This is a genomic window from Niveibacterium microcysteis, assembly GCF_017161445.1.
Lineage (GTDB): Bacteria > Pseudomonadota > Gammaproteobacteria > Burkholderiales > Rhodocyclaceae > Niveibacterium > Niveibacterium microcysteis.
Window position 1 is genome coordinate 2,604,340 of record NZ_CP071060.1, and the last position, 25,184, is coordinate 2,629,523.

Annotated in this window: 23 protein-coding genes and 1 pseudogene; 11 read left to right on the forward strand and 13 right to left on the reverse strand. The window is 65.5% G+C overall.

What is annotated here, in order from left to right; translation table 11 throughout:
* Nucleotides 1–8 precede the first annotated feature (8 nt).
* Genes rsxG through rsxA form a run of 5 tightly spaced genes read right to left on the reverse strand, consistent with a single transcriptional unit; the run spans nt 9 to nt 4,336 of the window.
* Nucleotides 9–614: an electron transport complex subunit RsxG gene (gene rsxG / locus JY500_RS11810; protein WP_206252554.1), complete on the reverse strand. Its 606-nt coding sequence runs from the start codon at nt 612–614 to the stop codon at nt 9–11.
* Nucleotides 611–1,669, reverse strand: a complete 1,059-nt coding sequence (locus tag JY500_RS11815; RefSeq protein WP_246479596.1) for an RnfABCDGE type electron transport complex subunit D — start codon at nt 1,667–1,669, stop codon at nt 611–613. The genes rsxG and JY500_RS11815 overlap by 4 nt, the downstream gene beginning before the upstream one ends.
* 11 nt (nt 1,670–1,680) lie before the next feature.
* Nucleotides 1,681–3,198, reverse strand: coding sequence for an electron transport complex subunit RsxC (rsxC, locus tag JY500_RS11820; RefSeq protein WP_206252558.1), 1,518 nt, complete (start codon nt 3,196–3,198; stop codon nt 1,681–1,683).
* 11 nt (nt 3,199–3,209) lie between these two features.
* Entirely contained in the window at nt 3,210–3,740 is a 531-nt protein-coding gene (locus JY500_RS11825) for an RnfABCDGE type electron transport complex subunit B (RefSeq protein WP_183632685.1), read from the reverse strand.
* 14 nt (nt 3,741–3,754) lie between these two features.
* Entirely contained in the window at nt 3,755–4,336 is a 582-nt protein-coding gene (rsxA, locus tag JY500_RS11830; protein WP_206252560.1) for an electron transport complex subunit RsxA, read from the reverse strand.
* 293 nt (nt 4,337–4,629) lie between these two features.
* Here rsxA and nifL point away from each other — a divergent pair, with 293 nt between their 5' ends.
* The gene (gene nifL, locus JY500_RS11835) at nt 4,630–6,213 is read left to right on the forward strand and encodes a nitrogen fixation negative regulator NifL (protein ID WP_206252562.1); all 1,584 of its coding nucleotides are present in this window, start codon (nt 4,630–4,632) and stop codon (nt 6,211–6,213) included.
* Nucleotides 6,214–6,217: 4 nt separating this feature from the next.
* Complete coding sequence (gene nifA, locus JY500_RS11840) at nt 6,218–7,738, forward strand: nif-specific transcriptional activator NifA (RefSeq protein ID WP_206252564.1); 1,521 nt, start codon at nt 6,218–6,220, stop codon at nt 7,736–7,738.
* A gap of 11 nt (nt 7,739–7,749) precedes the next feature.
* On the opposite strand, the gene JY500_RS11845 is transcribed toward nifA, so the two are convergent.
* Nucleotides 7,750–8,790: an alpha/beta hydrolase gene (locus JY500_RS11845; RefSeq protein ID WP_206252566.1), complete on the reverse strand. Its 1,041-nt coding sequence runs from the start codon at nt 8,788–8,790 to the stop codon at nt 7,750–7,752.
* A 56-nt stretch (nt 8,791–8,846) separates the two neighbouring features.
* Here JY500_RS11845 and JY500_RS11850 point away from each other — a divergent pair, with 56 nt between their 5' ends.
* Nucleotides 8,847–9,791: an AraC family transcriptional regulator gene (locus JY500_RS11850; protein ID WP_206252567.1), complete on the forward strand. Its 945-nt coding sequence runs from the start codon at nt 8,847–8,849 to the stop codon at nt 9,789–9,791.
* A 99-nt stretch (nt 9,792–9,890) separates the two neighbouring features.
* Here JY500_RS11850 and JY500_RS22420 read toward each other — a convergent pair.
* Nucleotides 9,891–10,274 (reverse strand): annotated as a pseudogene (locus tag JY500_RS22420) (CoA-binding protein); the annotation flags it as partial.
* Nucleotides 10,275–10,441: 167 nt separating this feature from the next.
* Here JY500_RS22420 and JY500_RS11860 point away from each other — a divergent pair.
* Together JY500_RS11860 and JY500_RS11865 are read left to right on the forward strand one after the other, a co-directional pair.
* The gene (locus JY500_RS11860) at nt 10,442–11,521 is read left to right on the forward strand and encodes a nitroreductase family protein (protein WP_206252569.1); all 1,080 of its coding nucleotides are present in this window, start codon (nt 10,442–10,444) and stop codon (nt 11,519–11,521) included.
* Between the two features lie 10 nt (nt 11,522–11,531).
* Entirely contained in the window at nt 11,532–12,134 is a 603-nt protein-coding gene (locus tag JY500_RS11865; protein ID WP_206252571.1) for a hypothetical protein, read from the forward strand.
* On the opposite strand, the gene JY500_RS11870 is transcribed toward JY500_RS11865, so the two are convergent.
* Nucleotides 12,092–12,907, reverse strand: a complete 816-nt coding sequence (locus JY500_RS11870; RefSeq protein WP_206252572.1) for a helix-turn-helix domain-containing protein — start codon at nt 12,905–12,907, stop codon at nt 12,092–12,094. The genes JY500_RS11865 and JY500_RS11870 overlap by 43 nt on opposite strands.
* A 276-nt stretch (nt 12,908–13,183) precedes the next feature.
* Nucleotides 13,184–13,552 carry a VOC family protein gene (locus JY500_RS11875; protein WP_206252574.1) on the reverse strand — a complete coding sequence of 123 codons (369 nt, stop codon included), beginning with the start codon at nt 13,550–13,552 and terminating at the stop codon, nt 13,184–13,186.
* Nucleotides 13,553–13,903: 351 nt separating this feature from the next.
* Between JY500_RS11875 and trmA the strand changes: the two genes are divergently transcribed.
* The 4 genes from trmA to draG all read left to right on the forward strand — a co-directional run bounded on the left by trmA (nt 13,904) and on the right by draG (nt 17,878).
* Nucleotides 13,904–14,995 (forward strand): tRNA (uridine(54)-C5)-methyltransferase TrmA, encoded by a 1,092-nt coding sequence (gene trmA, locus JY500_RS11880; protein ID WP_206252576.1) that lies wholly within the window; start codon nt 13,904–13,906, stop codon nt 14,993–14,995.
* Between the two features lie 153 nt (nt 14,996–15,148).
* Nucleotides 15,149–16,645, forward strand: coding sequence for a nitrogenase cofactor biosynthesis protein NifB (gene nifB, locus JY500_RS11885; RefSeq protein ID WP_206252584.1), 1,497 nt, complete (start codon nt 15,149–15,151; stop codon nt 16,643–16,645).
* A 15-nt stretch (nt 16,646–16,660) separates the two neighbouring features.
* Entirely contained in the window at nt 16,661–16,906 is a 246-nt protein-coding gene (locus JY500_RS11890; RefSeq protein WP_206252586.1) for a 4Fe-4S dicluster domain-containing protein, read from the forward strand.
* Between the two features lie 9 nt (nt 16,907–16,915).
* Complete coding sequence (draG, locus tag JY500_RS11895) at nt 16,916–17,878, forward strand: ADP-ribosyl-[dinitrogen reductase] hydrolase (protein ID WP_246479597.1); 963 nt, start codon at nt 16,916–16,918, stop codon at nt 17,876–17,878.
* A 39-nt stretch (nt 17,879–17,917) separates the two neighbouring features.
* Here the strand turns inward: draG and JY500_RS11900 are convergent, their stop codons facing one another.
* Genes JY500_RS11900 through JY500_RS11910 form a run of 3 tightly spaced genes read right to left on the reverse strand, consistent with a single transcriptional unit; the run spans nt 17,918 to nt 22,142 of the window.
* A complete protein-coding gene (locus tag JY500_RS11900) occupies nt 17,918–18,988 on the reverse strand; it encodes a lipocalin-like domain-containing protein (RefSeq protein ID WP_206252588.1) in 1,071 nt (356 codons plus the stop codon).
* Entirely contained in the window at nt 18,988–21,480 is a 2,493-nt protein-coding gene (locus tag JY500_RS11905) for an ABC transporter permease (protein WP_206252590.1), read from the reverse strand. Before JY500_RS11905 ends, JY500_RS11900 begins: the two co-directional genes overlap by 1 nt.
* Entirely contained in the window at nt 21,477–22,142 is a 666-nt protein-coding gene (locus JY500_RS11910) for an ABC transporter ATP-binding protein (protein ID WP_246479598.1), read from the reverse strand. Before JY500_RS11910 ends, JY500_RS11905 begins: the two co-directional genes overlap by 4 nt.
* A 76-nt stretch (nt 22,143–22,218) precedes the next feature.
* Here JY500_RS11910 and hpnC point away from each other — a divergent pair, with 76 nt between their 5' ends.
* Together hpnC and hpnD are read left to right on the forward strand one after the other, a co-directional pair.
* Nucleotides 22,219–23,034 carry a squalene synthase HpnC gene (gene hpnC, locus JY500_RS11915; RefSeq protein ID WP_206252592.1) on the forward strand — a complete coding sequence of 272 codons (816 nt, stop codon included), beginning with the start codon at nt 22,219–22,221 and terminating at the stop codon, nt 23,032–23,034.
* Entirely contained in the window at nt 23,031–23,864 is an 834-nt protein-coding gene (hpnD, locus tag JY500_RS11920; RefSeq protein ID WP_172199543.1) for a presqualene diphosphate synthase HpnD, read from the forward strand. The genes hpnC and hpnD overlap by 4 nt, the downstream gene beginning before the upstream one ends.
* 29 nt (nt 23,865–23,893) lie before the next feature.
* Here hpnD and JY500_RS11925 read toward each other — a convergent pair whose 3' ends face one another.
* On the reverse strand, nt 23,894–25,168 hold the full coding sequence (locus JY500_RS11925; RefSeq protein ID WP_172199540.1) for an Hsp70 family protein: 1,275 nt from the start codon (nt 25,166–25,168) through the stop codon (nt 23,894–23,896).
* Between the last annotated feature and the right edge of the window lie 16 nt (nt 25,169–25,184).

Sequence of the window (25,184 nt, forward strand, 5' to 3'; positions counted from 1 at the left end):
GCCTCGTCTCAGTGTTCGGCGTAGATGGCCGCGTGGTTGGCCTGGTGAAATTCCAACGCTTCCTTCACCGCCTTCACAACGCCGCGCGGGGTGATCGTGGCGCCGGCAAACTGGTCGAAGTCACCGCCGTCCTTCTTCACCAGCCAGCGCGCGGTCGTCAGCGCCTTGCCTTCGAAGGCGTGCACCCAATCGGACTTTGCAACTTCGATCTTGTCGCCCAGGCCCGGCGTTTCGGCATGGCGCAGCACGCGCACACCCTGCACGGCGCCATCGCGCGAAAGGCCGACGAGGATCACGATCGGCCCGGCGTAGCCGATCGTGCTGGTCTTGAACACAGCCCCCTGCTGAACACCCCCCTTGCTCGCCTTGTGCACCTCAACGTCGAGGCCTGCGCTGTCCTTCACCACAACAACATCGGTCAGAAGGTTGTTGTCGCTGAAGCCAGCGGGCAGCACTTGCCGGAGCGAAGCCTCCAGGTCCTGCTCTTCGGCGATGTGGATCGCGGGCGCGGTGAAACCGTTGGCCACCACCAGCGCCGCCGCAGTCAGCGTGCTGAATAGCGCCAGCAACACGCCCTGATAACTGATGCCTTCTCGCAGCGCGGCGACGTTCATTTCGATTTTCCTTTCTGCACGGACGCCGGTTTTCCGGTGAACGTGCGGCCGTAGACCCGGGGCTTGATGAGGCGGTCGATCGCCGGTGTCAGCGCATTCATGAGCAGCACCGCAAACGCAACCCCTTCCGGATAGCCGCCGTAGGTACGGATCACCCAGGTCAGCAAACCGCAGCCCAGACCGAAGACCACCTGCCCGGCCCGGGTGCTTGGCGAGGTGACGTAGTCAGTCGCGATGAAGAAGGCGCCGAGCATCGCGCCGCCAGACATCAGATGCGTGGTCCAGTCGATGTAGCGCGCCGGGTCGACCGCATGCCCGATCGCAGCCGGAACCGCGATTGCGGCGAGCATCGCCACCGGGACATGCCAGGTGATGATGCGCATCGTGAGCAACGCCACCCCACCGGCTGCGATCAGCCAGGTCGAGGTCTCGCCAAGGCTGCCAACACGGGCGCCGACCCAGTTGAAGGCATGGCCCGGCAACTCGGTATGCAGCAAATCAACGCCGCGTGCGAGGTCAGTCTTCGCATGGCCCAGCAGCGTGGCGCTGCTCATGGCGTCGGGAACCGGGATATGGCCGAGCGTGATGAGCAGCCCATCGAGCAGGCCGGGCGCTCCCGCCGGTACGACCCAGTAGGTCATCTGTACCGGGAAGGAAACCAGCAGCGCGATCCGCGCAATCATCGCTGGGTTGAACAGGTTGTTGCCCAGCCCGCCGAAGACCTGTTTGCCGAGCGTTGTCGCAAAGAGCCCGCCGACAACGCCGATCCACCACGGTGCCCAGGGCGGGAGCGAAAGCGCGAGCAGCCAACCGGTCAGCAGCGCGGACCCGTCCTTGAGCAAAGGCACGGGATCGCGCCCCGCCCAACGCAGGCACACCGCCTCACCGGCCAAAGCCGATGCGATCGTGATCAACCAAAGCCAGAAGGCGGGCGAGCCGAAGAGCCAGAACCCATAGACGGTGGCCGGCACCAAGGTCGCGACAACCTTGAGCATCACGACGCTGACCGATTCGCCGGCCCGTGCATGCGGCGACGCCACAGTTTGAAGAATCATGCTTTGGGCGCTCATGCGCTGGCCCCTCCTGCGGTGTTGGCGGATGCTGAAGTTGCGGCCTGCTGCGCAGCGGCCTGTTGTGCGGCGCGCTCCGCCTTTCGCCGTGCAGCGGCTTCAACGCGCTCGCGTGCCTCGCGTTCGAGACGCTCCTTGCGCGCCTGCGCAAGGCTTTTCGTGAACTCGGTGCGCTTCTTCTGCTGCGCGCGTTTCCAGACCTCGCCCTTGGCGTGATAGAAGGTCTGCACCAACGGCACATGCGATGGGCACACGTAGGCGCAACAGCCGCAGGCCAGGCAATCGTCGAGCCCCTTGGCCTCCGCCTTGTCGTACTCGCCAGCATGGATGTGGGCCGATAGCTCCAGCGGCAGCAGCCCCATCGGGCAGGCCTTCACGCAGGAACCGCAGCGAATGCAGGCCGAAGGAGCGGTATCGGTGATCTCGCCCGCTGTCAGCGCGAGAATGCCGCCGCAGCCCTTCACCGTCGGCACCTGCGCATGCGGCAAGGCCACGCCCATCATCGGGCCGCCCATGACCAGCCTTGCAGGGGTTTCCTTCAGGCCGACAAAGCGCAGCAGGTCTTCGATCAGGACGCCGATCGGCGCCAGGACGTTGCCCGGTTGTGCGACCGCACCGCCATTGACCGTAACGATGCGCCGATAGAGCGGCTCGCCGACCCGCACGGCGCGGTGGATGGCAGCGCAGGTACTGACGTTGTTGACCAGCACGCCGATGCTCGCGGTACGCGCGCCAGAAGGCACTTCCTTGCCGGTGAGCACCTGCACCAATTGGCGGTCGGAGCCCATCGGGTAGCGCGCGGGCACCGGGCGAATCTCGATCGAGGCAAAACCCTCGGCCGCCTTGCGCATCGCTGCGGTGGCCTCGGGTTTGTTGTCCTCAATGCCCACCAGTGCTTTGGTCGCGCCGGTGGCGTGCATCAGGATTCGCACGCCATCGATCACTTCGTCTGCGCGCACCCGCATCACGCTGTCGTCGCTTGAAAGATACGGCTCGCACTCGCCGCCGTTGATGATCAAGGTATGCACCGAGAGCTTGAGGCCCAGTTGCGCCTTGGGGGCCGACGGGAAGGTCGCGCCGCCGAGGCCGACGATGCCCGCATCCGCAATTCGCTGGGATACCTCCGCCGGCGCGAGGCTGAACGGATCAACTTGCGGCGTCAGCGGCTCACCTGCTTCGTCCTTGCCGTCCAGTTCGATCGTGATCGCCGAAAACGGCAGCCCCGAGGGATGGGGCGCAGTCACCTCACCGATCGCGCTGATCACGCCGGAGCTTGGGGCATGAACAGGCGCCGACACATTGCCTTGCGCGGCGGCGATCAGCTGGCCACGCAGCACGCGTTCGCCCACTGCTACAACCGGCAACGCCGGCGCACCCACGTGCTGCAACAGCGGCACACACAACCTTGCGGGCAGCGGCATCACTCGCAACGGCACGTCGGCAGCTGGCCGCTTGTGGTCGTCGTGCGGATGTACGCCCCAGCGCACACCATTCAGAAGTTCACGCAATCCCATCTTGCTACTCCTCAGACGGCCAGAGCCGGTTTCGTCCAGTTCCAGTCGCGCAGCGTCACCGGCACCGGCTCGAGGCCGATGGCACCGGTCGGGCACTCTTTCTCGCAACTGCCGCAGCCGGTGCAGGCGCCATGCAGCACACCGTGTATCTGCTTGGCTGCACCGATCACTGCGTCGGTCGGGCAGACCTTGAAGCAGCGCGCGCAACCAATGCAAAGATGCTCGGCCACCTGCGCGAGCTTCGGCCCGCTATCGGCCTTGCCACCTGCGCCCAAGCTCACGCCCATCTTTGCGGCGATGGCCTCGGCCAACGCACGGCCACCCCCGGGGCAGCAATCGACGCTTGCTTCGCCACGCGCGATTGCGTTCGCGGCACCGGAGCAACCGGGAAAGCTGCACTGCCCGCAGTTCGTGCCGGGCATCAGCTCGATCAGCTCTTCCACCAGGGCGTCGCCCTCAACATGGAAGACCTTCGCGGCATAGCCGAGGATCAGCCCCAGAACGAGGCCGAGGAACATCACACTGGCAATCGGCGCAATCATTTCAACCTCCCCGCTCAACCGAGCTTCAGTCCGGAAAATCCCATGAATGCCAGTGCCAGCAGTGAAGCAAGCACGAAGCTGACCGGCGCACCCTCGAAGGTTTGCGGCACCTTGGCGAGCGAGAGGCGCTCGCGCAGGCCGGCAAACATCGTCAGCACCAGCGTGAAGCCCACCGATGCGCCGAACCCCACCATCACGCTCATCGCAAAGTTGTTGGCCTGCTGCACGTTGAGCAGGGGAATGCCCAGCACAGCGCAGTTAGTGGTGATCAGCGGCAGGTAGATGCCAAGAGTGCGGTAGAGCTCCGGTGTGACTTTGCGCACCACCATCTCGATGAACTGCACCGCAGCCGCGATGACGAGGATGAAGGTCAGGATGCGCAGGTAGTTCAGGCCCAGCGGCGCGAGAAGGTAGTGCTCGAGCGCCCAGCACGCCCCGGAGGCGAGGGTGATCACGAAGGTGGTGGCGAGGCCCATGCCGAAGGAACTGTCGAGCTTCTTCGAGACGCCCATGAAGGGGCACAAGCCCAGGAACTTCACCAGCACTACGTTGTTCACCAGTGCGGTGCTGACGAGCAGGATCAGGTATTCACTCATGTCGGTTGCGACCTCCTGCCCTGCTTTCGCATGGAGCGTGCCAAGGCGATGCACGCCGCACCGTGGCAGTGCGCGGACGCCGCGCAACAAGGCATCCGCGCAGGAAATGCGCGTGAATCACGACCCTCCTGACAAGGGCGTGAGCGTGTCGGGGATGCAACAAACCGACGTTGCGTTGTGACGAATCCTCACAACGACACCGGCATTTGACGTTGCTCAAGCGCGGTGGCGGGGCGCGGATTCTCGGCACGGTTGCTGCATTGCCTTAGGCGAGCGTTCACACGAGGCCCACCATGCCAGAGCAGAAGAAGACCGCCACCACGAAGAAGGCCGCACCTGCGGTTGCCCGGAAGATTCCTGCCGCGCTATTCCGTGCCGCAGTCGAACAGGCCGACATCGCGATCTCGATCACCGACCCGCGCGCCCGCATCGAGTATGTGAACCCGGCCTTCACACGCGTCAGCGGCTACAGCGCAAGCGATGCCGTCGGGCAGCATCAGTCGATCCTGTCGAACCACACCACGCCGCCAGAGGTTTACAAGTCGATGTGGCGGCGGATCACCGGCAAGGAGACATGGACCGGGCGCCTGGTGAATCGCCGCAAGGACGGCGCCCCTTACCTCGCCGACCTCACCGTTACGCCGGTGTTGGATGAGGCGGGCCAGATCAGCCATTACCTTGGCCTGCACCGCGATATCACCGCGCTGCACAAGCTTGAATGTGCGGTGCGCAACCAGAAAGCGCTGATCGAGTCGGTCGTCGACGGCGCCCCGCTGGTGCTCGCCCTGCTGGATATTGGTGACCGCGTCGTGCTCGACAACCTCGCCTACAAGGCGCTGATGTCCGACCTCGGCATGGCCGAGCCAGCCAAGGTATTGCTGGACGCGATCCGCAACGAACTGGGCAGCGGTTTCGGCCCCTTCAAACCCGGCAGCCACGCCTTCCTCGACCGCCAGGTGCGGCTCGACCGCCCACATTGGCGCTCACCGCGCTGGTTCTCGTGCTCCGCCGTGTGGGTCGCGGCGGATAGCGATGAGGCGGACGACTTCTATGCCAGCAAGGGAGAAGCCTTCTTGCTTCTGGTGGCCACCGATGTGAGCCGGCAAGTGCAGGAGCAGGAGAAGGCGCGCATCGCCGCCTTGCAGGCCGTGATGGCCGAGGAAAGCCGCCAGCAAGCGCTACGTGAGAGCTTGTCCGCCGCGGTGTACCAGATGGAGGGGCCGCTCAACATTCTCGGCTCGGTCGTCAACATGATGGGCCGACGCGGCTGCGACCCGGCTCAGGCGGCACTGGCGGATGCACTCAAGGCGGGCCAGACCGCGCTTGAGACCCTGCGCAGCGCGATTCCGGCGCGCGCGCAAGAGGCCAGCACAGCGGTCAACCTCAATGAAGTGGTGCGCGATGTGCTGGATCTCTCTGCCGTTCGGCTGCTCACTGCCGGCGTATCCGTGAGCTGGCAGCCTCAGCTTGTGCTGCCGGCCATCCAGGGCTCGCCGACGCGTCTGAGGGCGCTGCTCAAGGCGCTGGTCGACAACGCGATCGAGGCGATGAACGTCAAGGGTTGGCGGCAGCGCGAGCTCAACATCAGCACCCGTACGCTGCACAGCAGCCTGGAGGTGCGCGTCGAGGACAGCGGCCCTGGCCTCCCGGACGAACTGCGCCTGAAGGCCTTCGAGCCCTTCTTCAGCACAAAGAAGCAGCACGGCAATCACCTCGGCACAGGGCTGGCCGCCGCTCAGCAGGTGGCGGTGGATCACGGGGGCAGCATCGAGTTGGGTAACGCGGCGGGCGGTGGCTGCACCGCCCTGCTGGTGTTGCCCCTGCTTCGCCACGCGTCCGCATCGATGACGCCGCTCAACAGTCGCGAGATCGGGTAAGGCCATGGACACCGAAGGCGCACTCCACCGCATTCAACTCGAAACCCTCTACCGCGTCAGCGTAATCCTCTCGCGCACCCTCGACGTCAAGCAGGCACCGCAGGAGGTGCTGCGGGTCCTCGAGGAATCCGCTGGCCTGACGCGCGGCATGATCAGCGTGCTCGATTCCGATAGCGGAGAACTGGTTGTCAACGCCTTGCAAGGTGTCGAAGCAGAAGACTTCGAACCGGTCCGCTACCAGGCTGGCGAGGGCGTGCTGGGGCTGATCCTCGAAGAAGGCAAGACAGTCGCCCTGCCCTCCATCGCGAGCAATCCGCGCTTCCTCAACCGGCTCGGCATCTACGAACGTCGCCTGCCCTTCATCGCGGCGCCGATCCACGTTGGTGGCACCTTGCACGGCGCGCTCGCGGTGCAGCCGAACCGCCTTGATGATGGGCAGCTCGCGGTACGCGCACGCTTCGTCGAGATGGTCGCCAACCTGATCGGCCAGAGCGTGAAGCTCTCGCTCGACGTGGCGCATGAGAAGGAAACGATCGCCGAAGAGCGTGACACATTGAGGCGTGCGGTGCGCGGGCAGCACGGCTTCGACAACATGGTCGGCCACTCGGCAGCGATGCGCCGCATCTTCGAGCAGATCCGCATGGTGTCGAAGTGGAACACCACCGTGTTGATCCGCGGCGAAACCGGCACCGGTAAGGAGCTGATCGCGAACGCCATCCACTACAACTCGCCCCGCGGCCGCGGCCCCTATGTGCGACTGAACTGCGCATCGCTGCCGGAAAACCTGCTCGAATCGGAACTCTTCGGCCACGAGAAAGGCGCCTTCACCGGTGCCGTGGCGGCACGCAAGGGACGCTTTGAAATGGCCGACGGCGGCACGATCTTCCTCGATGAAATCGGCGAGATCTCGCCCGCCTTCCAGGCCAAGCTGCTGCGCGTGCTTCAGGAGGGCGAGCTGGAGCGCGTTGGCGGTGGCCGCACGATGAAGGTCGACGTGCGTGTCATCGCGGCGACGCACCGCGATCTGGAAGACGCGGTGGACGATGGCAAGTTCCGCGAAGACCTTTACTTCCGGCTCAACGTGATGCCGATTACCGTGCCCCCGCTGCGCGAGCGGCTCGAAGACGTGCCCGAGATCGCCCGCCATCTGATCGGGCGTGTCGCGAATGCGCAAGGCCGGCCGCTCGACCTGAGCGAGGCGGCCATCACGCGCCTGATGCAATACAACTGGCCTGGGAACGTCCGTGAGCTGGAGAACTGCCTTGAGCGCGCCGCGGTCATGTCGGAAAGCGGCCACATCGATGCCGACCTGATCCGTATCGACCGCCAGCGCGAGCTGGCCGCCGTAGCCGCCGCCAACCGGATCGACCTGGACGACCCGACGCTGGATGAACGCGATCGCGTGATCGCCGCGCTGGAGCAAGCCGGCTGGGTGCAGGCCAAGGCAGCGCGCCTGCTCAACATGACACCGCGCCAGATCGCTTACCGCGTGCAAACATTGGGGATCGAGGTGAAGCAGTTCTGAGCGCCCGCTGGTCAATCGCGCGCCGAAAATGCCTTCGAGAAGTGCGGCACCAGGAAGCGGGCCGGAAAGCTTGTGGGCATCGCGTGCGTTGCATCGATCAGTACGAGCTCGTGCGCGATGCCATGCGCCTCCAGCGCTTTTGAAAACGCCTTGCTGCCGCTGACGATCCAACCATACTCGTCGTCTTTCCCAACCACGATCTGGATCGACTTCAGCCGCGCCGCTTGCGCAAGGTAGGCATCGATCTTTTCCTGCGGGGCGCCGAAGCCGCGCTCCCAGTTTGCGACGATGCGCTCATCTTCCGGTGAGCCGTCAAACAGCGGGATCTCGGCATACGGACGCGGAAGCGCTGGGTTGGGCGAGAAGGCGGCGCCATAGGCACGCTTGATCTCGGTGTTCCAGCTCTCCCAGGCGGCCTTGATCTGGCCCGGCGCGACCAGACCTGGCGCAAACGCCAGAACCGACTGATACACATCGGGGTGGCGCAAACCAAGGTGGATGGCGCCGAAACCGCCCATCGACGCCCCGGCAATACCACGTCCGGCAGGCGCCGCAATCGTGCGCAGGTGCGAGTCCGCCCACCCCACCAGCTCTTGCACGATGTGGTCTTCCCAGCGGCCGCTTGCAGCCGAGTTCACGTAGAAGCTCCCGCGCAGGCTGTTGGTACCGTCGGCCTCGATCACAATGAACGGGGTGGTGCCGGGCTTGCGCATCTCTGCATCCAGCACGTCCTTGAAGTAGGCCAGAAAGCCCATTCCGCCACCGAAGCCATGCAGGTAGTAGACCACTGGGAAGCGCCGCTCAGCCTCCTCGAAATAGGTGGGTGGCAGATACACCGAGAAGTAGCGCGTCGGGCCATCCTTCAAGGCGCCGTCATTCACGGCCGGCGATTGCATCTCCTCGAACATCAGCCGGTTGCGTGCCGCGGCCGTCGCACTGGCATTTGCCGTTGTCGTGGTCGGCGCGCCGGCAGCCTTTGCCTCGGCCTGAAACAAGCTCAGGCCAAGTGCGCACAGCCCGGCGAGCGTTAGGATAGGGAGCCTTGGTTTCATGATGTGTTCCGTGAGTCAGTCATGAAATGGATCGTGCAGGCCGGCAAGGATCGAAAATGAACCTTTCTTGCGATACCCCGATCACCCGCGACGCGCTCGACGCAATCCGGCGCGTACTGGGCCATGTCGAAGCGCAGCTCACTGCGCCCTTGTCGCTCACCGACCTGGCTGCGGTGGCGGCCTATTCACCCTTTCACTTTCACCGGCTCTTTGGCGCGTTGGCCGGCGTACCGCTGATGAGCTACGTGCGCAACCGCAAGCTCGACGAAAGCCTGGTCGATCTGCTCAACGGGAAGGGTTCGGTGCTCGATCTGGCGCTGCGCTACGGTTTCGGCTTTGAACAGAGCTACGCAAGGGCATTTACGCGCCGCTTCGGCGAAACCCCGGCCCGTTTGCGGCGAAACCCGAAGGCGATTCAGATCGCCGGCCCACTGGTTGTTCGCGAAACGCCGGGGGGCGGCTTGCTTGCCGACCCGAGCTTTGTCGTCTGCCCGCAACGGATGTTGATAGGCCGTGCTATCCATCTTGCGCTGAGCGAAGACCTGCAGGATGGACTGGCCAATAGCGCCGGGCGCGCTTTCATGGAACGCGACGCACCGCGTATCCGGGGCAGCGTTGCCCCGGACGTGTACATCGGCCTCGTCAAACCGGTAAACCCGTTGACCGGCCTTGCGACCTACGTGCCCGCACTCGAAGTGCGGCCGGACGCACCGATACCGGCAGGCCTTGAGCGCCACCGCATCCCGGCGCGACGCTTCGCGGTATTCCGCTACGCAGGCTGGCACCCGCCCGAGGCATTGGATCTTGGGCGCCTGACGCAATTGCTCGACTTCATCTTCCTGCAATGGCTGCCGCAATCGGCATGGCGGCTCGACGCCACCTTTCACCTCGAATCGATTGATCTTCGCCATTGCGCTGCGGACTTCACCGAGGCCTTGCTCTACATCCCCGCGGCACCACCAGCCCAGGCGGGGACACCAGCGGATAGCCGCGCGGCGTGATCGCGCTGGCGCAGCGCAGCGCGGCACACGGCCCTGCAATTCCAGGCAGAACCGGAACACGCGGTGGGCGATGTCCACCGGGGGCAGATACATCATCGGGCAGCCACCTTCAACCACGGTTACGCCTGCCGCGCGGCAGCGTTCGACCGCTGCGGGGCTGACACTGCCTTCACCGAACGATCGGTGCAGCCACACCGCTCGCACGCCGCGCGCAATCGCTTCCTCAACCACCTTCACCGAATCGGCCGGCGCGGTCACGACCATCACGCTGCCCACCTCGCCCGGCACGCTGGATAGGCTGGGATAGCAAGGCACACCGCCAATCTCGTTCGCCGCCGGATTGACCAGCCACACGGCATGGCCACTGTCTCGCAGCCGTTTCGCGATCAGCGCACCGGGCCCGCTCGCGCTGCGCGAGACGCCCGCCACTGCGACATGGTGGCTCGCGAGAAACGTGGCGATCTCAGCGGGTATTCGGCTCATCACAATTCCTCCGCTCCCACAGGCTGGCCTTGAGTATCCAGGCGCGACCCGTCTGCCTTTTTGCGCTGGCTCAGCGTCGCGTGGGCCAACGCGTGACGTTTTTTTCCTATAGCAGCCCTGCCCCCCGGTGGCCCAATTCCATCAACACCACAGCAACGAAGCACGCGATGAATCGACGCGACTTTCTCGGCGCCAGCCTGTCGCTAGGCGCGCTCAGGGCCATCCCGGCCGGCAGCTCCTACGGCCTCCCCGTCGGCATGCCAGCCGCACCGGGCGGCTGGGTGGATCAAGCGCATGCAATCATCAACGACGCCGCACGCGCACCCAGCAGCCACAATTCGCAACCCTGGCAGATCGGATTGCACGACCGTGAGCACTGGCGCCTGAGCCGGGCGCCCGGCCGCGATCTGCCGGTCGTCGATCCGGATGGGCGCGAATGCTCGCAAAGCCTTGGCGCATTCCTCGTCGGGCTTGAAGTCGCTGCCGCCGCGCGTGGCCTGCGGCTCGAGCAAGATGAGTGCGCGGGTGCCGCGGGAGCCCTGCCACTGCGCTTCAACCCGCGTTCGGTCGACACCACCTGGCTGCCGGCGCTTCGCCGACGCCGCACCTTGCGCAAGGCACTGGCGCCGCTGGCCGGTTGTGAGGCAGCGCTCGCCGCCTGCCTCGTCGCCGCACCCTCCGCGCGCTTCTTCGCCCACGGCACCCCGGCGGTACGGGCGATCGCAGACGCCACGCTGGAAGCGACCGCTGCGCAGTGCAAGGAAGACGCCGTCTGGCACGAGCTGGCGCGCTGGATTCGCTGGCGGGAAGGCGAGATCGCCGAGAACCCGACCGGCGTGACCCCCGCCACCATGGAGTTGCCATGGCTTGCGCAGCGTTGGGTGGCTGCGACGTACTCGCGTGATGACGTGCTCACGCCGGCATTTCGCGCCCGCTCGCTGGAACTGGCGGCCCGCCAAGTGCAGGAAGGCGCCGGTTGGCTCGTCTTCACGACGGAACATGACACCCCTGCGGACTGGCGCCACTCAGGCGCCGAGCTGATGCGCCTTTGGCTGCGCGCGGTACCCGCAGCGATCGCGCTGCACCCGATGTCACAGGCGCTCGAAGTCTTGCCACAGCGCCGCTCGATCGCAGCCGCGTTGGGGCTCAAACACATTCAACTGCTGGTGCGCGTGGGCACACGCCCCTACCCGCCTGACACCCCCAGCCCGCGCCTTGCTGCGCAGCGGATTTCTGCATTGCTCTGAGGAACTCATCATGAAACACCAAGCCTTCGTCGCCCTCGCTATGGGCCTTTCGATCAGTACCCTGTCGGCCTGCGCCGTGCTTCACGAGCGTCCGGGCGAAGCAAACCCAACGCAAGCATGGGCGGTGGTGCAAAAGACCGCCAGCGTGGAAGTCCTGGTACGCCAATCCGCCTCGCCCGCCACGCTCGAAGCGCCTCGCCTGGGCGCGGTGCGAATCACGGGCAGCGTCGCGCCGGACGACGCGGCAGAGGTCGACGAAATCGGCAACGCGCTCGCTGCGTCGCTTCGTGCATCGCTCAAGCCTCCGCGCGACGGCGCGCCAACCCTGAATGTCACGCTCAGCGAACTGACGCCTGTCAGCCCGGCGCTGAACATTGCCTCGGCCTTGCTGGTTTTCTATCCGCTCGATAGCGGCGGCGCCACGGTGGAAGCTGAACTGGTTGATAGCGCCGGCGAGCGCATCGCGCTGTGGCGGGAGCGCCTGACCGGCGGCCTTGGCCTGACGGGCAGCCTCTCTCGCTGGGTCAAAGTGAAAAACGCGTTGATCGCCTGGGGCGAGGTCTGCGTGACTCAGCCGCCGTGGATGCCGCCAGTCAAATCCGCCGCGTTGTAGAGACTCAGCAGCTGGGGGCGATCGACGGCGAGGCGCCGGAACTGCGCCGGGGTGGAGCCGGTCAGCTGGCGGAAATCGGCAATGAAATGTGACTGGTCGAAGAAGCCCGCCTGCGCGGCAAGGTCGGCGTCGTTCGCAGCGTCGATCATCGCCAGGCTGCGATAGAGGCGCTGCACACGTGCCAGCCCCTTGGGCGGCAGGCCAAACGCGGCCCAGGTCCGCCGCTCGAGCGTGGCTTTACTGATGCCCAGCTGACTCGCCAGTTGCGCGACCGGCGTCGAGTCGATCAGGCCCATCACGCGCAGGCATTGGCCTGGCGACCAGAGCAGGCGGTCTTCCCAGCGTCCGATCGCGGCTGCGATCCAGGCGAGCACTGTCGCCAGCCCGCGATCCGCCTGCTTGCCCAGGGCCTCTGCGCTCAGGTGCGGCCATAGCCGGCTCAAGGGCTGAACGCGGGAAGCGAGCGCCTCGGCAGAGGTGCCCAGCACGGCCGGTGCCGCGCCGCCGGCCAGCTTCACCAGCCAGCCCCGCGCCAGCTCACTCCCGCAACGCACCACGCCGGCACGTCGCGTTGGCCCCCAGCACACCGGCGCAGCCACCATACACGCATCGCCGATCCCGTCGACCCGCACTTCACCGTCGACCACGAATAGCAGATTCACCCGCGCCCCAGCGAAAACCGGCATCGGCTCATCAGGCGCAATCTCGACCCAACTCACACGTTCGAGCCAGTTGGAAAACTCCGGCGGTATCGGGATGTCAATCAGTTGCATCGCATTCAGCGCGGGTCTTAGGGCAGCCGGCATGCCGATTTTGCGCCAGCGCGCCGCGGGCGTCCTGATCTGCATCGCCCGAAGTGCGAACGGGCAAACCACCTCAGCAACGGACACGGCAGATCAAATTGGCTAATCGAGCCCAGCGCGACGGCTGTATGGCGCAAATCGAAGGGTGCGCACCCTCGCCAAATCGCCCTTCGTGATTGGAATTCACGCGCGGAAGCCGCGAGTAACGGACTCCATCAAGGCAGTAAAGGCGGCGCGGCGTTGCACTCAGGCCATCGAATGCAGTCCGATCATGTTGCCGTCCGGATCGCAAACCAGGGCGACGAAGCCGTACTGCCCGATCGAGAACTTCTCCTTGAAAACCTTGCCGCCAAGCGCCACGGCTCGGCCGGCCTCCACCGCGCAGTCCGCACAGGTGAAATACACCAACGTGCTGTTACCAGCAGACACGCAGCCGTCCATTCTGACGAGCGCGCCGGAGGCACCGGGGCCGTCTGTCATCGGAAAGACCCACATCTCCATGCCGGGGCTGTCAAGCGCTTGCAGGCTGACGCCGAACACGCCTTCGTAGAAACCCTTCGCTCGCGGCATGTCCTGCACATAGATCTCGAACCAGCCAACAGGGTTTCTTTGCATGACGCCTCCTTGATCCGCGTGTTGGCCGAGCCAGCGCCCGGCAGACTCCAAGAATCGTTCACGGATGGCAGCATTTCAAGCTGAAGCAAATTGCAGAATACCGCCCCGTGGTTGCATACGCCCGCCGCATCGCGAACGCCCGAGACAGCCAATCAAGCAACACAAAACAACAGGCGCCACTTCCCAACGTGTATCCCCAGCGCGGGCGGACGCCTCTCGGCTTCGATCTACATGGGGCGCTCTGCACACGACGAGCCGTGCCTCGACAGCGCACAAGCAACGGCTTACCCGCCGCGGGCCTTAACACGGTATCGTTGCGCCCTTCGTTCCACCCCGGTTTCAAGCATCGCCATGTCTCAGACCCGCCTCAGCCCCGATCACTACGCCACCCAGCTTGCCCCCAAGGTCGAGCAGTTCAAACACGATTTCGCCGCCTTCGGCCTGCCCGCGCCCGCGGTGTTTGAATCCGCTCCGCAGCACTACCGCATGAGGGCCGAGTTCCGCATGTGGCACCACGGCGAGCGGGTGGACTACGCGATGTGGGAAGCGGACAACCCGAAGCAGCCTGTGCTGCTGCAAGACTTCCCGACCGCGTCGGCGGCCATCTGCGAGGCCATGCCGGTTTTGCGCGACGCGGTGATCGCCTCGCCGGAGCTCAAGCGCAAGCTCTTCCAGGTGAACTTCCTGTCGACGCTCAGCGGCGAAATGCTGATCACGCTGATCTACCACCGCAGGCTTGACGAAGCCTGGGAAGCCGCCGCGCGCGAACTCGCAGCCAAGATGCAGGTCATGCTGATCGGGCGCAGCCACAAACAGAAGATCGTGCTGGAACGCGACTGGGTGCTGGAGGCATTTGAAGTAGACGGCCGCCCGCTGCGCTACCAGCAGATCGAGGGCAGCTTTAGCCAACCGAATGGCGGTATGAACCGCCAAATGCTCGGCTGGGCGTGTCAGCAGGCCAAAGGCCTGGGTGGCGATCTGCTGGAACTGTATTGCGGCAACGGCAATTTCACGGTCGCGCTGGCGCCTCACTTCGAGCGAGTGCTGGCAACCGAAGTGAGCAAGTCCTCGGTGCGTGCGGCGGCCTACAACCTGGAAGCCAACGGCGTAACGAACGTGGCCTTTGCGCGCCTCTCCAGCGATGAAATGAGCGATGCGCTGGCACGTGTGCGTCCTTTCCGGCGACTGAAGGACATTGACCTCGACAGCTACCACTTCAGTACGCTGTTCGTCGATCCGCCGCGCAGCGGGCTCGATGACACCACGTTGAAGATGGCGGCCGGCTTCGACCGCATCCTCTATATCTCGTGCAACCCGCAAACCCTGCGCGACAACGTAGAGGCCCTGCAAGCAACACATCGCATCGATGCCGCCGCGGTGTTTGACCAGTTCCCCTACACCCATCATCTCGAGTGCGGGCTGCTGCTCAGCCGCAAGGCTTGACGCCTGCCGCGCCTGTGCTGTTTCGTACATAGCACTGTGTAGGCTAAACGACAGAACGCGGCGCCCGCCCCACCAACGGCTAGGCGCCGCGGTGCAGGCGCGCATCGGCATGGCAATTGCTGAACCGGGGACAAACATCCTCGGGAGCGCCCCATGCCGACGCCTTCAACTTCGAACCCGACCGCACCGATCAGCGGTTGCGCCAGCGGCCGCTGTGGCTCCAGCACGCAACAAATCGACGAACTGGATGCCAGCACTGCGCAACGCGTGCAGGACCACCCCTGCTACTCCGAAGAGGCGCACAAGTACTTCGCGCGCATGCATGTGGCGGTGGCCCCCGCCTGCAACATCCAATGCAACTACTGCAACCGGAAGTACGACTGCAGCAATGAGTCCCGCCCAGGCGTCGTCTCGGAGGTTCTGACTGCGGCACAGGCAGTGAAGAAGACGCTCGCGGTCGCCGCCGCCATCCCGCAGATGAGTGTGCTGGGAATTGCCGGCCCGGGCGACGCGCTGGCCAACCCCGAGCGCACGTTCGCCACATTCGCCGAACTGTCAGAACGCGCGCCGGATCTGAAGCTATGCCTCTCCACCAACGGCCTGATGCTGCCGCGGTACGTCGACCAGATTGCGGCGTATCACGTTGATCACGTCACGATCACGATCAACTGCATCGACCCGGAAATTGGCGCGCAGATCTACCCATGGATCTTCTGGAACCACCGGCGCGTCACCGGCAGGGAAGCCTCGGAAATTCTCATCTCGCAGCAACAGAAAGGGCTCGAGATGCTGGTCGAACGCGGCATCCTCGTTAAGGTGAACTCGGTGATGATTCCGGGCATCAACGATCAACATCTCAAGGAAGTCTCTCGCGTTGTGCGCGCCAAAGGCGCGTTTCTGCACAACGTGATGCCGCTGATTTCCGACCCGGCGCACGGCACACACTTCGGTCTCACCGGCCAGCGCGGCCCGACCCCGCAGGAGCTGAAGGCCTTGCAGGACGACTGTGCCGGCGACATGAACATGATGCGCCACTGCCAGCAATGCCGTGCCGACGCCGTCGGCATGCTGGGCGAAGACCGTGGCGCAGAGTTCACGCTGGAAAAGATCGAGGCAATGCAGATCGACGAGCACGCCGCCATGGGTCGGCGAATCGCACTGCGGGCGGCCATCAACGCCGAACTGGCCGAAAAGCGCGCTGCGCGCCATGCTGCGAGCGCCCAAGTCATTGCACTCCACCGCGCCACTGTATCGCCCGGTCGCCCGGTGCGGATGGCCGTCGCCAGCAGCACCGGCGCGATCATCGACACGCACTTCGGCCATGCGAAGTCTTTCCGCATTCTTGAGGTCACGGCCGATAGCGTGCACACCCTTGGCACGCGTGCCGCCGCGCAGTACTGCGGTGGCGAGGCGGACTGCGGCGAGGCGGACAACACCCTCGCCCGAACCCTGGCCTCGCTCGCTGACTGCGAGGTCATGCTCTGCTCGCGTATCGGTATCGAGCCGTGGGGAAAACTGGAGGCTGCGGGCATCCGCCCCGACGGATCGCACGCGATGGAGGACGTGGCGTCCGCCGCAAGAGCAGTCTGGCAAGCGATGCTCGAAAGCGGCCAACTCGCCAACGCGCCCGCGCATCAACGCCGCGCATAGCCGGAGCTCGCCGCAATGGCACTTGAGATCATCGCCGGCTGCGTCAACTGCTGGGCCTGCGTCACACTCTGCCCGCATCAGGCGATCATCGAAGCGCAACCACACTTCCTGATTGACCCGCTGCGTTGCACTGAGTGCGTTGATGCGCACGCCACACCGCAATGTGCGGCGATCTGCCCCGTCGAAGGCGTCATCGTGAATGAGCTCGGCGATCCGCTGAACCCGCCCGGATCGCTCTCCCCCCCCGCGCGCTTCGGTTAGGCCGCGAGCATGTCTGGCGACGGAATTCCCTCACCGTTCGACATGCCACCGATGCAATGCCTATGGCCAGCCGGCGCGGCAGCGCAACGTATTCGACAGCACGCGCGCGGGGCGATGCTCGGCCTCGCACTTGGCGATGCGCTGGGTGCAACGGTGGAATTCATGACCCCGCGCGAGATTCGCGCCCTGTACGGCTGCCACGCGCAGATCCGCGGTGGTGGCTGGCTGAGGCTACCGCCCGGTCAGGTGACGGACGACACCACGATGGCATTCGCCGTCGCCGACACGCTTCTCGCCTCGCCCGATCCCGGGCCTGCCGACTTCGCGCGCGCCTTTGATGCGTGGATGCGCAGCAAGCCGGTCGACATCGGCAACACGGTGCGTCGCGGTGTGATGCGGTTTCGAAGAACCGGCGAAGCCTGTGTTCCCCCGTCCGACGATGCGGGCAACGGCGCAACGATGCGCTGCGCACCGATAGCGATCGCTCTGCTTGGCGCGCCACCCGAAACGATCCGCCGAATCGCGCTTTCGCAAGCGCGTGTCACGCACCACAACCCGCTGACCGATGCCGCGACGCTGTTCGTAGTCGGCATGATCCAGGCCGGGATACTCGGGCACGGCATACGCGGCGTCATCGCGCTGGCCCACGCCCTGGTAAAGGCGTACCCGAGCTTCCACTTCCGAGCAAAACCGCAAAGCAACCCCACCGGCTACATCGTCGACACCATGCGCGTCGTTCTCCAGTCGATCGACATCACCGACAGCTTCGAATCGGCACTGATCGACGTGGTCAACCGCGGCGGCGACGCCGACACAACCGGCGCAATCACCGGCGCGATACTCGGCGCCATGTACGGCGAATCCGCCCTGCCACTCCACTGGCTGTCGGCACTGCGCCCCGATGTTGCGACGCACTGCAGGCGCTACGCAGACGGACTCTGCGAACGTGGGCTCTGGCCCTTCGCCTTGTGACCTCGGACAGCTACGCGCCATCCCCCAAAAAGGGCTGTGCTAGAGGCGGAGCGCCTTGTCGTAGCCCGTCAGCTCAAGATAGCCACGGCCGACCTCCTGACCGCCCTCGTGAGCGCGTACCGCGCCCTCCCAGTAGATCGCACCTGTAGTGCTTCGGGTGTCGAGTTCCTGGTCGTCCATCAAGGGCGTCAGCGTCAGTGCGCGGCCAGCAAATCGGACGCGCTGCGACACAGGCCAGCGGACGTCAGAGCGCGGACTGCGCCAGTCGCGAAGCGTTTGCCATGCGATGTCCGTGGGACCGTAGTGTTGGATAGCCCCATCCGCTCGCCGTAGGGTACCGCCGTGCCATAAGGCACTGCCGTCGCGCCGGCGCATGCGGAACAGCATCAACGCCGATCCGTCGTGAAGATTGATGCCGGTCCAGTCCCAACCCGCTGCCTCGGGATGCATCAGGCTGCTGGACCATTCGTGATCGAACCAGGCCCGCCCTTCAACCTCCAATGCCCGCCCTGCCGCACGTACCTGCCCGCGCACCGGCAACTGCGGCAGGCTCACATACTGGCTGGCGTGTTGCGCGCCGGGCGCCTTCTGGCTGAAGCCGCCATCACCGTGGAGCAATGGCGCACCACTTGGCCCAAAAGCAAGTTGCAAGGCGAAGTCGCCAGCGTCGACATCCGCCTTGAACGAGTCCGCCTGCCGCCATAGGCGCCAACGATCAAGGCGCACATCGCAATCGCCAACACTTGCGCCGACCAGCCCCGCCATGCTGCGCGCTGTTCGGGCCGCATGCAGCAAATGCCCTGCGCCGGGCCATGCCACGGCCGCATGGGCAACGACAATGTGGTGAGCGGCGAAACGGCTCGGATTGCCCTCCGCAATGCCGGGCCGGATCTGGAAAAAGGTGAGCTGGAACCCGAATGGCGCAAGGCCCGCAGTCTCCAGCCAGCCGGTGAGATACCACCATTCGATGCGGTGCTCGGGGTGGGCGCCATGGTCTGCCGGAAAGCGCAGCACTTGCCGCTGCACGCTCGGGTATTCGGGCGCCGCGACGGCGGGCGCAAACGGTGCCGCGGCGAGCATGCCCAGCAGGCGACGACGCGTTGGCCGCATTACGCGTCCTCCCGCACGGCGCGCACGGCATCCAGCCGCATTGCCTGGCTGCCGGCCCAGCGTGCCGCGAGCGCGGCAAACAAGAGCATCGCCACGGAGAACAGCGCAAGGCTGGCACCCGGCACCGCGAAGTCCATGCTCCAGTGAAAACTCTGCCGATTCACCACATAGATCAGCAGCACGCTGATCGCGGCGCCCGCCAGCAGGCCGCCGAGCACACCGATCCCGGCGACCAAGGCACCTTCCAGTGCCAGCATGCTGCCGATCTGGCCGCGCGTGACGCCAATGTGCCGCAGCATGCCAAACTCTCGGCGCCGCGCCGCGGCAAGCGCTGCAAAGCTTGCGGCAATGCCGAAGAGGCCGATCAGCACGGCGCAAGCCTCCAGTGCGTAAGTCACTGCAAAGGTACGGTCGAACAGCGCAAGGCTGCTGCGCCGAATAAGTTCGGCACTTGCGATCTCGACACCGGGCCCGAAGACCTGCCGGACCTGGCCGCGCAGCGCATCCGGCGCCACACCCGCTGCAGCCCACACCGCCACATCGTTCACCCGCTGGTCACCGGTCAGCGCGCGATACCGGGCAAGGTCGATCAGGATCGCGCCACTCTGCCGCGCGTAGTCACGCCAGATACCGGCCACTTCAAACCGCCGCAGGCTTTCGCCGATCGGGATCGTTACCTGCTGGCCCGGGCGCCAGCCATACAGATCGGTCATGGCCTCGGAGACCCAGATGCAATCCCCCGTGCACGCTCGCAATGCACGCATCGGGAATACACGGTCTGCCCCCTCGGCGGGTACCGGACGTGCCACCAGCGCAACCGGAAGGCTGTTGTCGCCTAGCCGGATCTGCTCATGCCGAATCGGCTCGACACGCGCTACGCCCGGGATCGCGGCAAGCCGCTGCAGGGCTGCTGAATCCAGACCCACCACCACCGCACCTTGAGCGGTGCGGACATACAGGTCAGCCGGCAAAACCCGCCCCAGCCAGGCATCCACGGAATCGCGGAAAGACGCCACCATGATCGCCATCGCCACGGACAAGGCAACGCTCGCCAGAACACCCCCCGCAGCAATCACGGCGTGGCTGGGTGCGGCTGCCACACGCGCACGAACGAGCCCGAGCAGCAAGCCTGGCCACCGCGTGAGCAAGCGGGTCACGAGATGAGCCAGTGCCGGCAGGCAAACCACCGCGCACGCAAGCACGCAGGCAACCGAAAGGTAACCGCCGACAGGCAGGCCGCCCAGCGGCGGCGCGCTTGCGAGGGCCAGTGCGAGCAGTGCGAGGCAGAGCGCGACGCGGTGATGGACACGAGCGGGTGGCAGCAAGGGCTGATGCGCGCTTCGCAGCGCCGGCGCAATGTCCGCATTGGCGGCACGCCGCGCCGGCCACCACGAGCCGAGCGCAGAGGCCGCGAGGCCCAGCAGCAAGAACACAGCGCTCGCCGCGAGATCAAACTGCAGCGCCGGCCGCGAACCGGCAAAGTAGCCCGCCCCCAGATCGCCACCCAGCGTGCGCAGCGCGATCGCGGCAAGGCCGTGCCCCGCGGCCACGCCTGCCAAGCCGCCGACAAGGCCCACGGCACAGCCCTCGGCGAGTACGCCGCCAAGCAATTGGCCGCGCGTCACCCCAAGCGCTCGCAGCAATGCAAACTCCGACTGCCGCCGAACCACCGAAAGACTCTGTGTGGCGAATACCAGAAAGGCGCCCGTCGCCAGCGCAATCACGGCCAGCATCGTCAGATTGGCGCGATAGGCGCGCGACATGTCGGCGGCCTGCATCTCGCGCTGCACTGGCGCCACGAGTTGCAGACCTGGCGGCAGCAGTGCTTGCAGCGCCGCACGGGTAGCCGGTGTATCGCCGTCGGTCGCCCAGCGTAAATCGATCCGCGTCAGGCGCCCAAGCATCCCCAAATGCCACTGCACGCCCGCGATATCCATCAGCGCGGCGACCTGACCAGGCGCGAAGCCGCCCGCCGTCCCCCCGACGCGAAGTGATACGGTCTGCAAGCCCGCTTGCAGCGTGATCGTCTGCCCCGTCCGCAGCGCGAAGGTCTGCAGGGCGGCAGGCGACGGGTAGATCACATCTGGATCGAGCAGCGCGCCTGCGTCCAAAGACGCATCGACTTCTGGACGAAGTGCTGGCTGCACCTGCATTGAGCGCAGCAGATCGAGGCCGACCACCCGCAGCGTTGCGTCGCGCCCCGGCAAGCGCACATCAACCTCCACCACCGGGCTTGCAAGCGCAAGGCCGTCGCTGATCGCGACGCGCGGAAAAATGGTTTCGTCGAAACCATTGCGCGGACCGACAAGCTGCAGATCCGCGTCGCCCGACAACACACGGACGCCGTGCGCAAACTCGTCGAGCGCCGATCGGTTCACGACACTGACCGCCACGCCCAGCGCGACACCCAGCATTACGGCGATCAGGCTCAGGCCGGTGGCAAACCGCCGCCGGCGCAGGCTGGATATGAAGAGACCGACGACCAGGTTCATGCTGCGATCAGACAGCCATCGGCAAGCCGCAACACCCTGTCGGCCACCAGCGCAGCCTGGTGAGAGTGGGTCACCATCAGGCACATCGCACCCTGCTCTCGCACCTGCTTGGCGAGCAAGGCGAGCACGCGTGCTGCGTTGTCCGGATCAAGGTTGCCCGTCGGCTCGTCTGCCAGCACCAGCAAGGGCTGGTGCACCAGCGCGCGGGCAATCGCCACCCGCTGCATCTCACCGCCGGAGAGTTCCGAAGGCATGCTGGCCGCCCGCGCCGCAAGGCCGACCCGTTCAAGCATCGCGGAGGCGGCTTTGGCGGCCGCTGGCGCGCGATGTCCGTTGAGCCGCAACGGAAGCGCAACGTTATCGCCGACCGACAAGTGCGGCAGGATGTGGAAGGACTGAAACACAAAACCCAGCGCGTGACGGCGCCACAAGGTCAGCGCGCGATCGTCGAGTCCGCCCAGGGCCTGCCCTGCGAGCGCAATGGCCCCAGCGTCCGGCGTCTCCAGCCCGGCGATCAGGTTCAGCAGGGTGGATTTCCCCGTGCCGGACTCACCCATCACTGCCACGAACTCGCCGGCCTTCATGGTCAGTTGCAGGCCGGCAAAAAGCGGCCGCCCCGCAACCTGCTTCGCCAGGCCTTCAATTTCCAGTTGCCGCGTCACCCTGCCCCCTTGAATACCCCGTGCAGCCGGCCTCGTGCCAGGCCGCGCCACGCGGCTCCGCTATACTGCGGCCCCCATGCCGGTTGACCACTACGAGAACTTCCCTGTCGCGTCCGTCCTCCTGCCGCGGCATCTGCGTCCGGCCGTGGAAGCGCTTTACGCCTTCGCACGCAGTGCGGACGACATTGCAGACGAAGGCGACGCGCCACCGATCCAGCGCCTTGCGCAGCTCAATGACTACCGCCGCGAGATCAATGCCATCGACCGCGGCGAGACACCGAAGTTGCCGATGTTCGCACGACTCGCGGCGGCCATTCGCGAGCACCAGCTGCCCACCGTGTTGCTACGCGACCTGCTGGACGCCTTCAGTCAGGACGTCGGCAAGACCCGCTACGCGGACTTCGCCGAACTGCGCGACTACACGCGACGCTCGGCCGACCCCGTCGGGCGCCTGATGCTGCGGCTGTTCCGCGCCGACACATCGCAGCATGTACGCTGGTCTGACCAGATCTGCAGCAGCCTGCAGCTGATCAACTTCTGGCAGGACGTTGCGATCGACTGGGCCAAGGGCCGCGTGTATCTTCCGGCCGAAGATCTCGCCCGCTTCGGCGTCGACGAAGCCCAGATCGCCGATGGGCGCATTGACGCAAACTGGCGCGCACTGATGGCCTTCGAGGTCGGACGCGCACGCACCATGATGCTGGACGGGGCCGCGCTGGCGCTGGCCCTGCCGGGCCGCTTCGGCTGGGAATTGCGGCTGGTAGTTCAGGGCGGCCTGCGCATCTGCGAGGCCATCGAAAGCAATGATTACGACGTGTTCCGCCGCCGCCCCACGCTGGCACGGACAGACTGGCTGCGCCTGATCTGGCGCGCGCTGCGAATGAAACCATGACGCCTGACGAATACTGCCAACAGAAAGCCGCCGCGAGCGGATCTTCCTTCTACTACAGCTTCCTGTTCCTGCCACCGGAGCGGCGCCGCGCGATCACCGCGCTCTACGCCTTCTGCCGCGAGGTCGACGACGTCGTGGATGAAACGCTTGATCCGCAGCTCGCCCAGACCAAGCTTGCTTGGTGGCGAAAGGAGCTCGCCGCGGTCTACAACGGTACCCCGCAGCATCCGGTTGGCAAGGCGCTGCAGCCGATGGTGCAGCAGTTCAACCTGCCGCAGGAGCACCTGTCCGAGATCATCGACGGCATGGAGATGGACCTCACGCAGTCCCGCTACCTAGACTTCAAGGGGCTCTCGCTATACTGCCACCGCGTGGCCGGCGTGGTAGGCCTGCTCGCTGCCGAGATCTTCGGCTACAGCAACCGGCAGACGCAGAAGTACGCCCACGAACTCGGGCTAGCCTTCCAGCTCACCAACATCATCCGTGATGTGGGCGAAGACGCGGGCCGCGGCCGCATCTACCTGCCGGTGGAAGACTTGCAGCGCTTCAACGTGACCGCGCGTGAGATCTCTGACCGTAAGCACTCGGAGAACTTTCGCGCGCTGATGGAATTCCAGATCGACCGCGCCGAACACCACTACGAGCAAGCGATGGCGCTGCTGCCGAAGGAAGACCGCAAATCGCAGCGCGCTGGCCTCGTGATGGCCGCGATCTACCGCACGCTGCTGAGTGAGATCCGCGCCGATGGCTGCCAGGTACTGACGCACCGCACCTCGCTCGGCCCGATTCGCAAACTCTGGATTGCGTGGCGCACTGCAGTGCGCGCGTGAGGGTTCAAACGAGCAGGAACGGCGCGTGACTAGCCGTAGCGGCGCGCGGCATCCACCGCGAGGCCCGCACCAATGCTGCCGAAGAGATCGCCCTCGACAGCACGCGCGGTCGGAATTTCCGACGCAATGCGTTGACGCAGCAAGGGCACGCCGCTCGAACCACCGGTAAAGAACACCGTATCGATGCGCGAACGCGCCACCCCCGCGCGATCGAGCATGCCCGCCACGGTGTCGCCGACGCGATCAACCAGCGGCGCAATCGCGGCATCCAGCGCAGCACGCGTGATCGTTGGGTGCACCGGCGTACCGCCTTTGCGGTGCAGCCGCGCAAGATCCAGCACGACCTCCGGCACGTCGGACAACGCGATCTTCGCCTCCTCCACCTGCAAGGACAGCCAGTGCCCCGCGCGTTCGCCAATCAGATTGAGCAGCAGCTCCAGCTTCTCGCGCTCGGCACCGTCGCGATACATGTCCTGGAACTCGGTCCAGGCGGCGCGGGTGTAGCAAAAGTTGATCGTATGCCAGGTCGCCAGGTTGAAGAACGGCGTCGCCGGCAGTTCGGTGCCGTTCTTCTTCTTCGAGCGAAAGCCCAGCAAGGGCATCACCTGCGCCAGGTTGAACGCGCGGTCCAGATCCGTACCGCCAATGTGCACGCCGGCGTTGGCGAGCAGATCCTCGCGGCGGTCGTCCACCTTCGCGCGCTCCGGTGACAAGCGCACCAACGAAAAGTCCGAGGTGCCGCCGCCGATGTCGGCAATCAGCACCAACTCTTCGCGGTCGAGCGACTGTTCGTAGTGGAAGGCCGCTGCGATCGGCTCATATTGGAAGCTCACCTCGCGGAAACCGACGGCGTGGGCAATCTGCGCCAGCGTGTCCTGCGCGAGTTGGTCGGCGGCACTATCGTCGTCGACAAAATGCACCGGACGGCCGAACACCGCCTGATCAAAGCTGCGGCCAGCCGCGAGCTCGCCACGCCGCTTGAGTTCGGCGATGAATTGCCTGAGCAGATCGCGAAAGGGCAACAGGCGGCCAAGCACCTCGGTGTTGCCATCCATCAGACTGGAACCGAGCAGCGTCTTCAGCGCGCGCATCAGGCGCCCCTCGTAGCCGTCCAGGTATTCGGCCAGCGCGGCGCGGCCAAAGCAGACGCTGTCTTCATCCGCATTGAAGAACACCGCTGAGGGCAGCGTCGGCTTGCCGTCTTCCAAGGTCAGCAAGGCGGGAGCACCCGGGCGCAGCCAGCCGACAGTGGAGTTCGAGGTGCCGAAGTCAATGCCGCAAGCGCGGGCCGCGTGGTCAAGCATGGTTGCGTCTATTCTG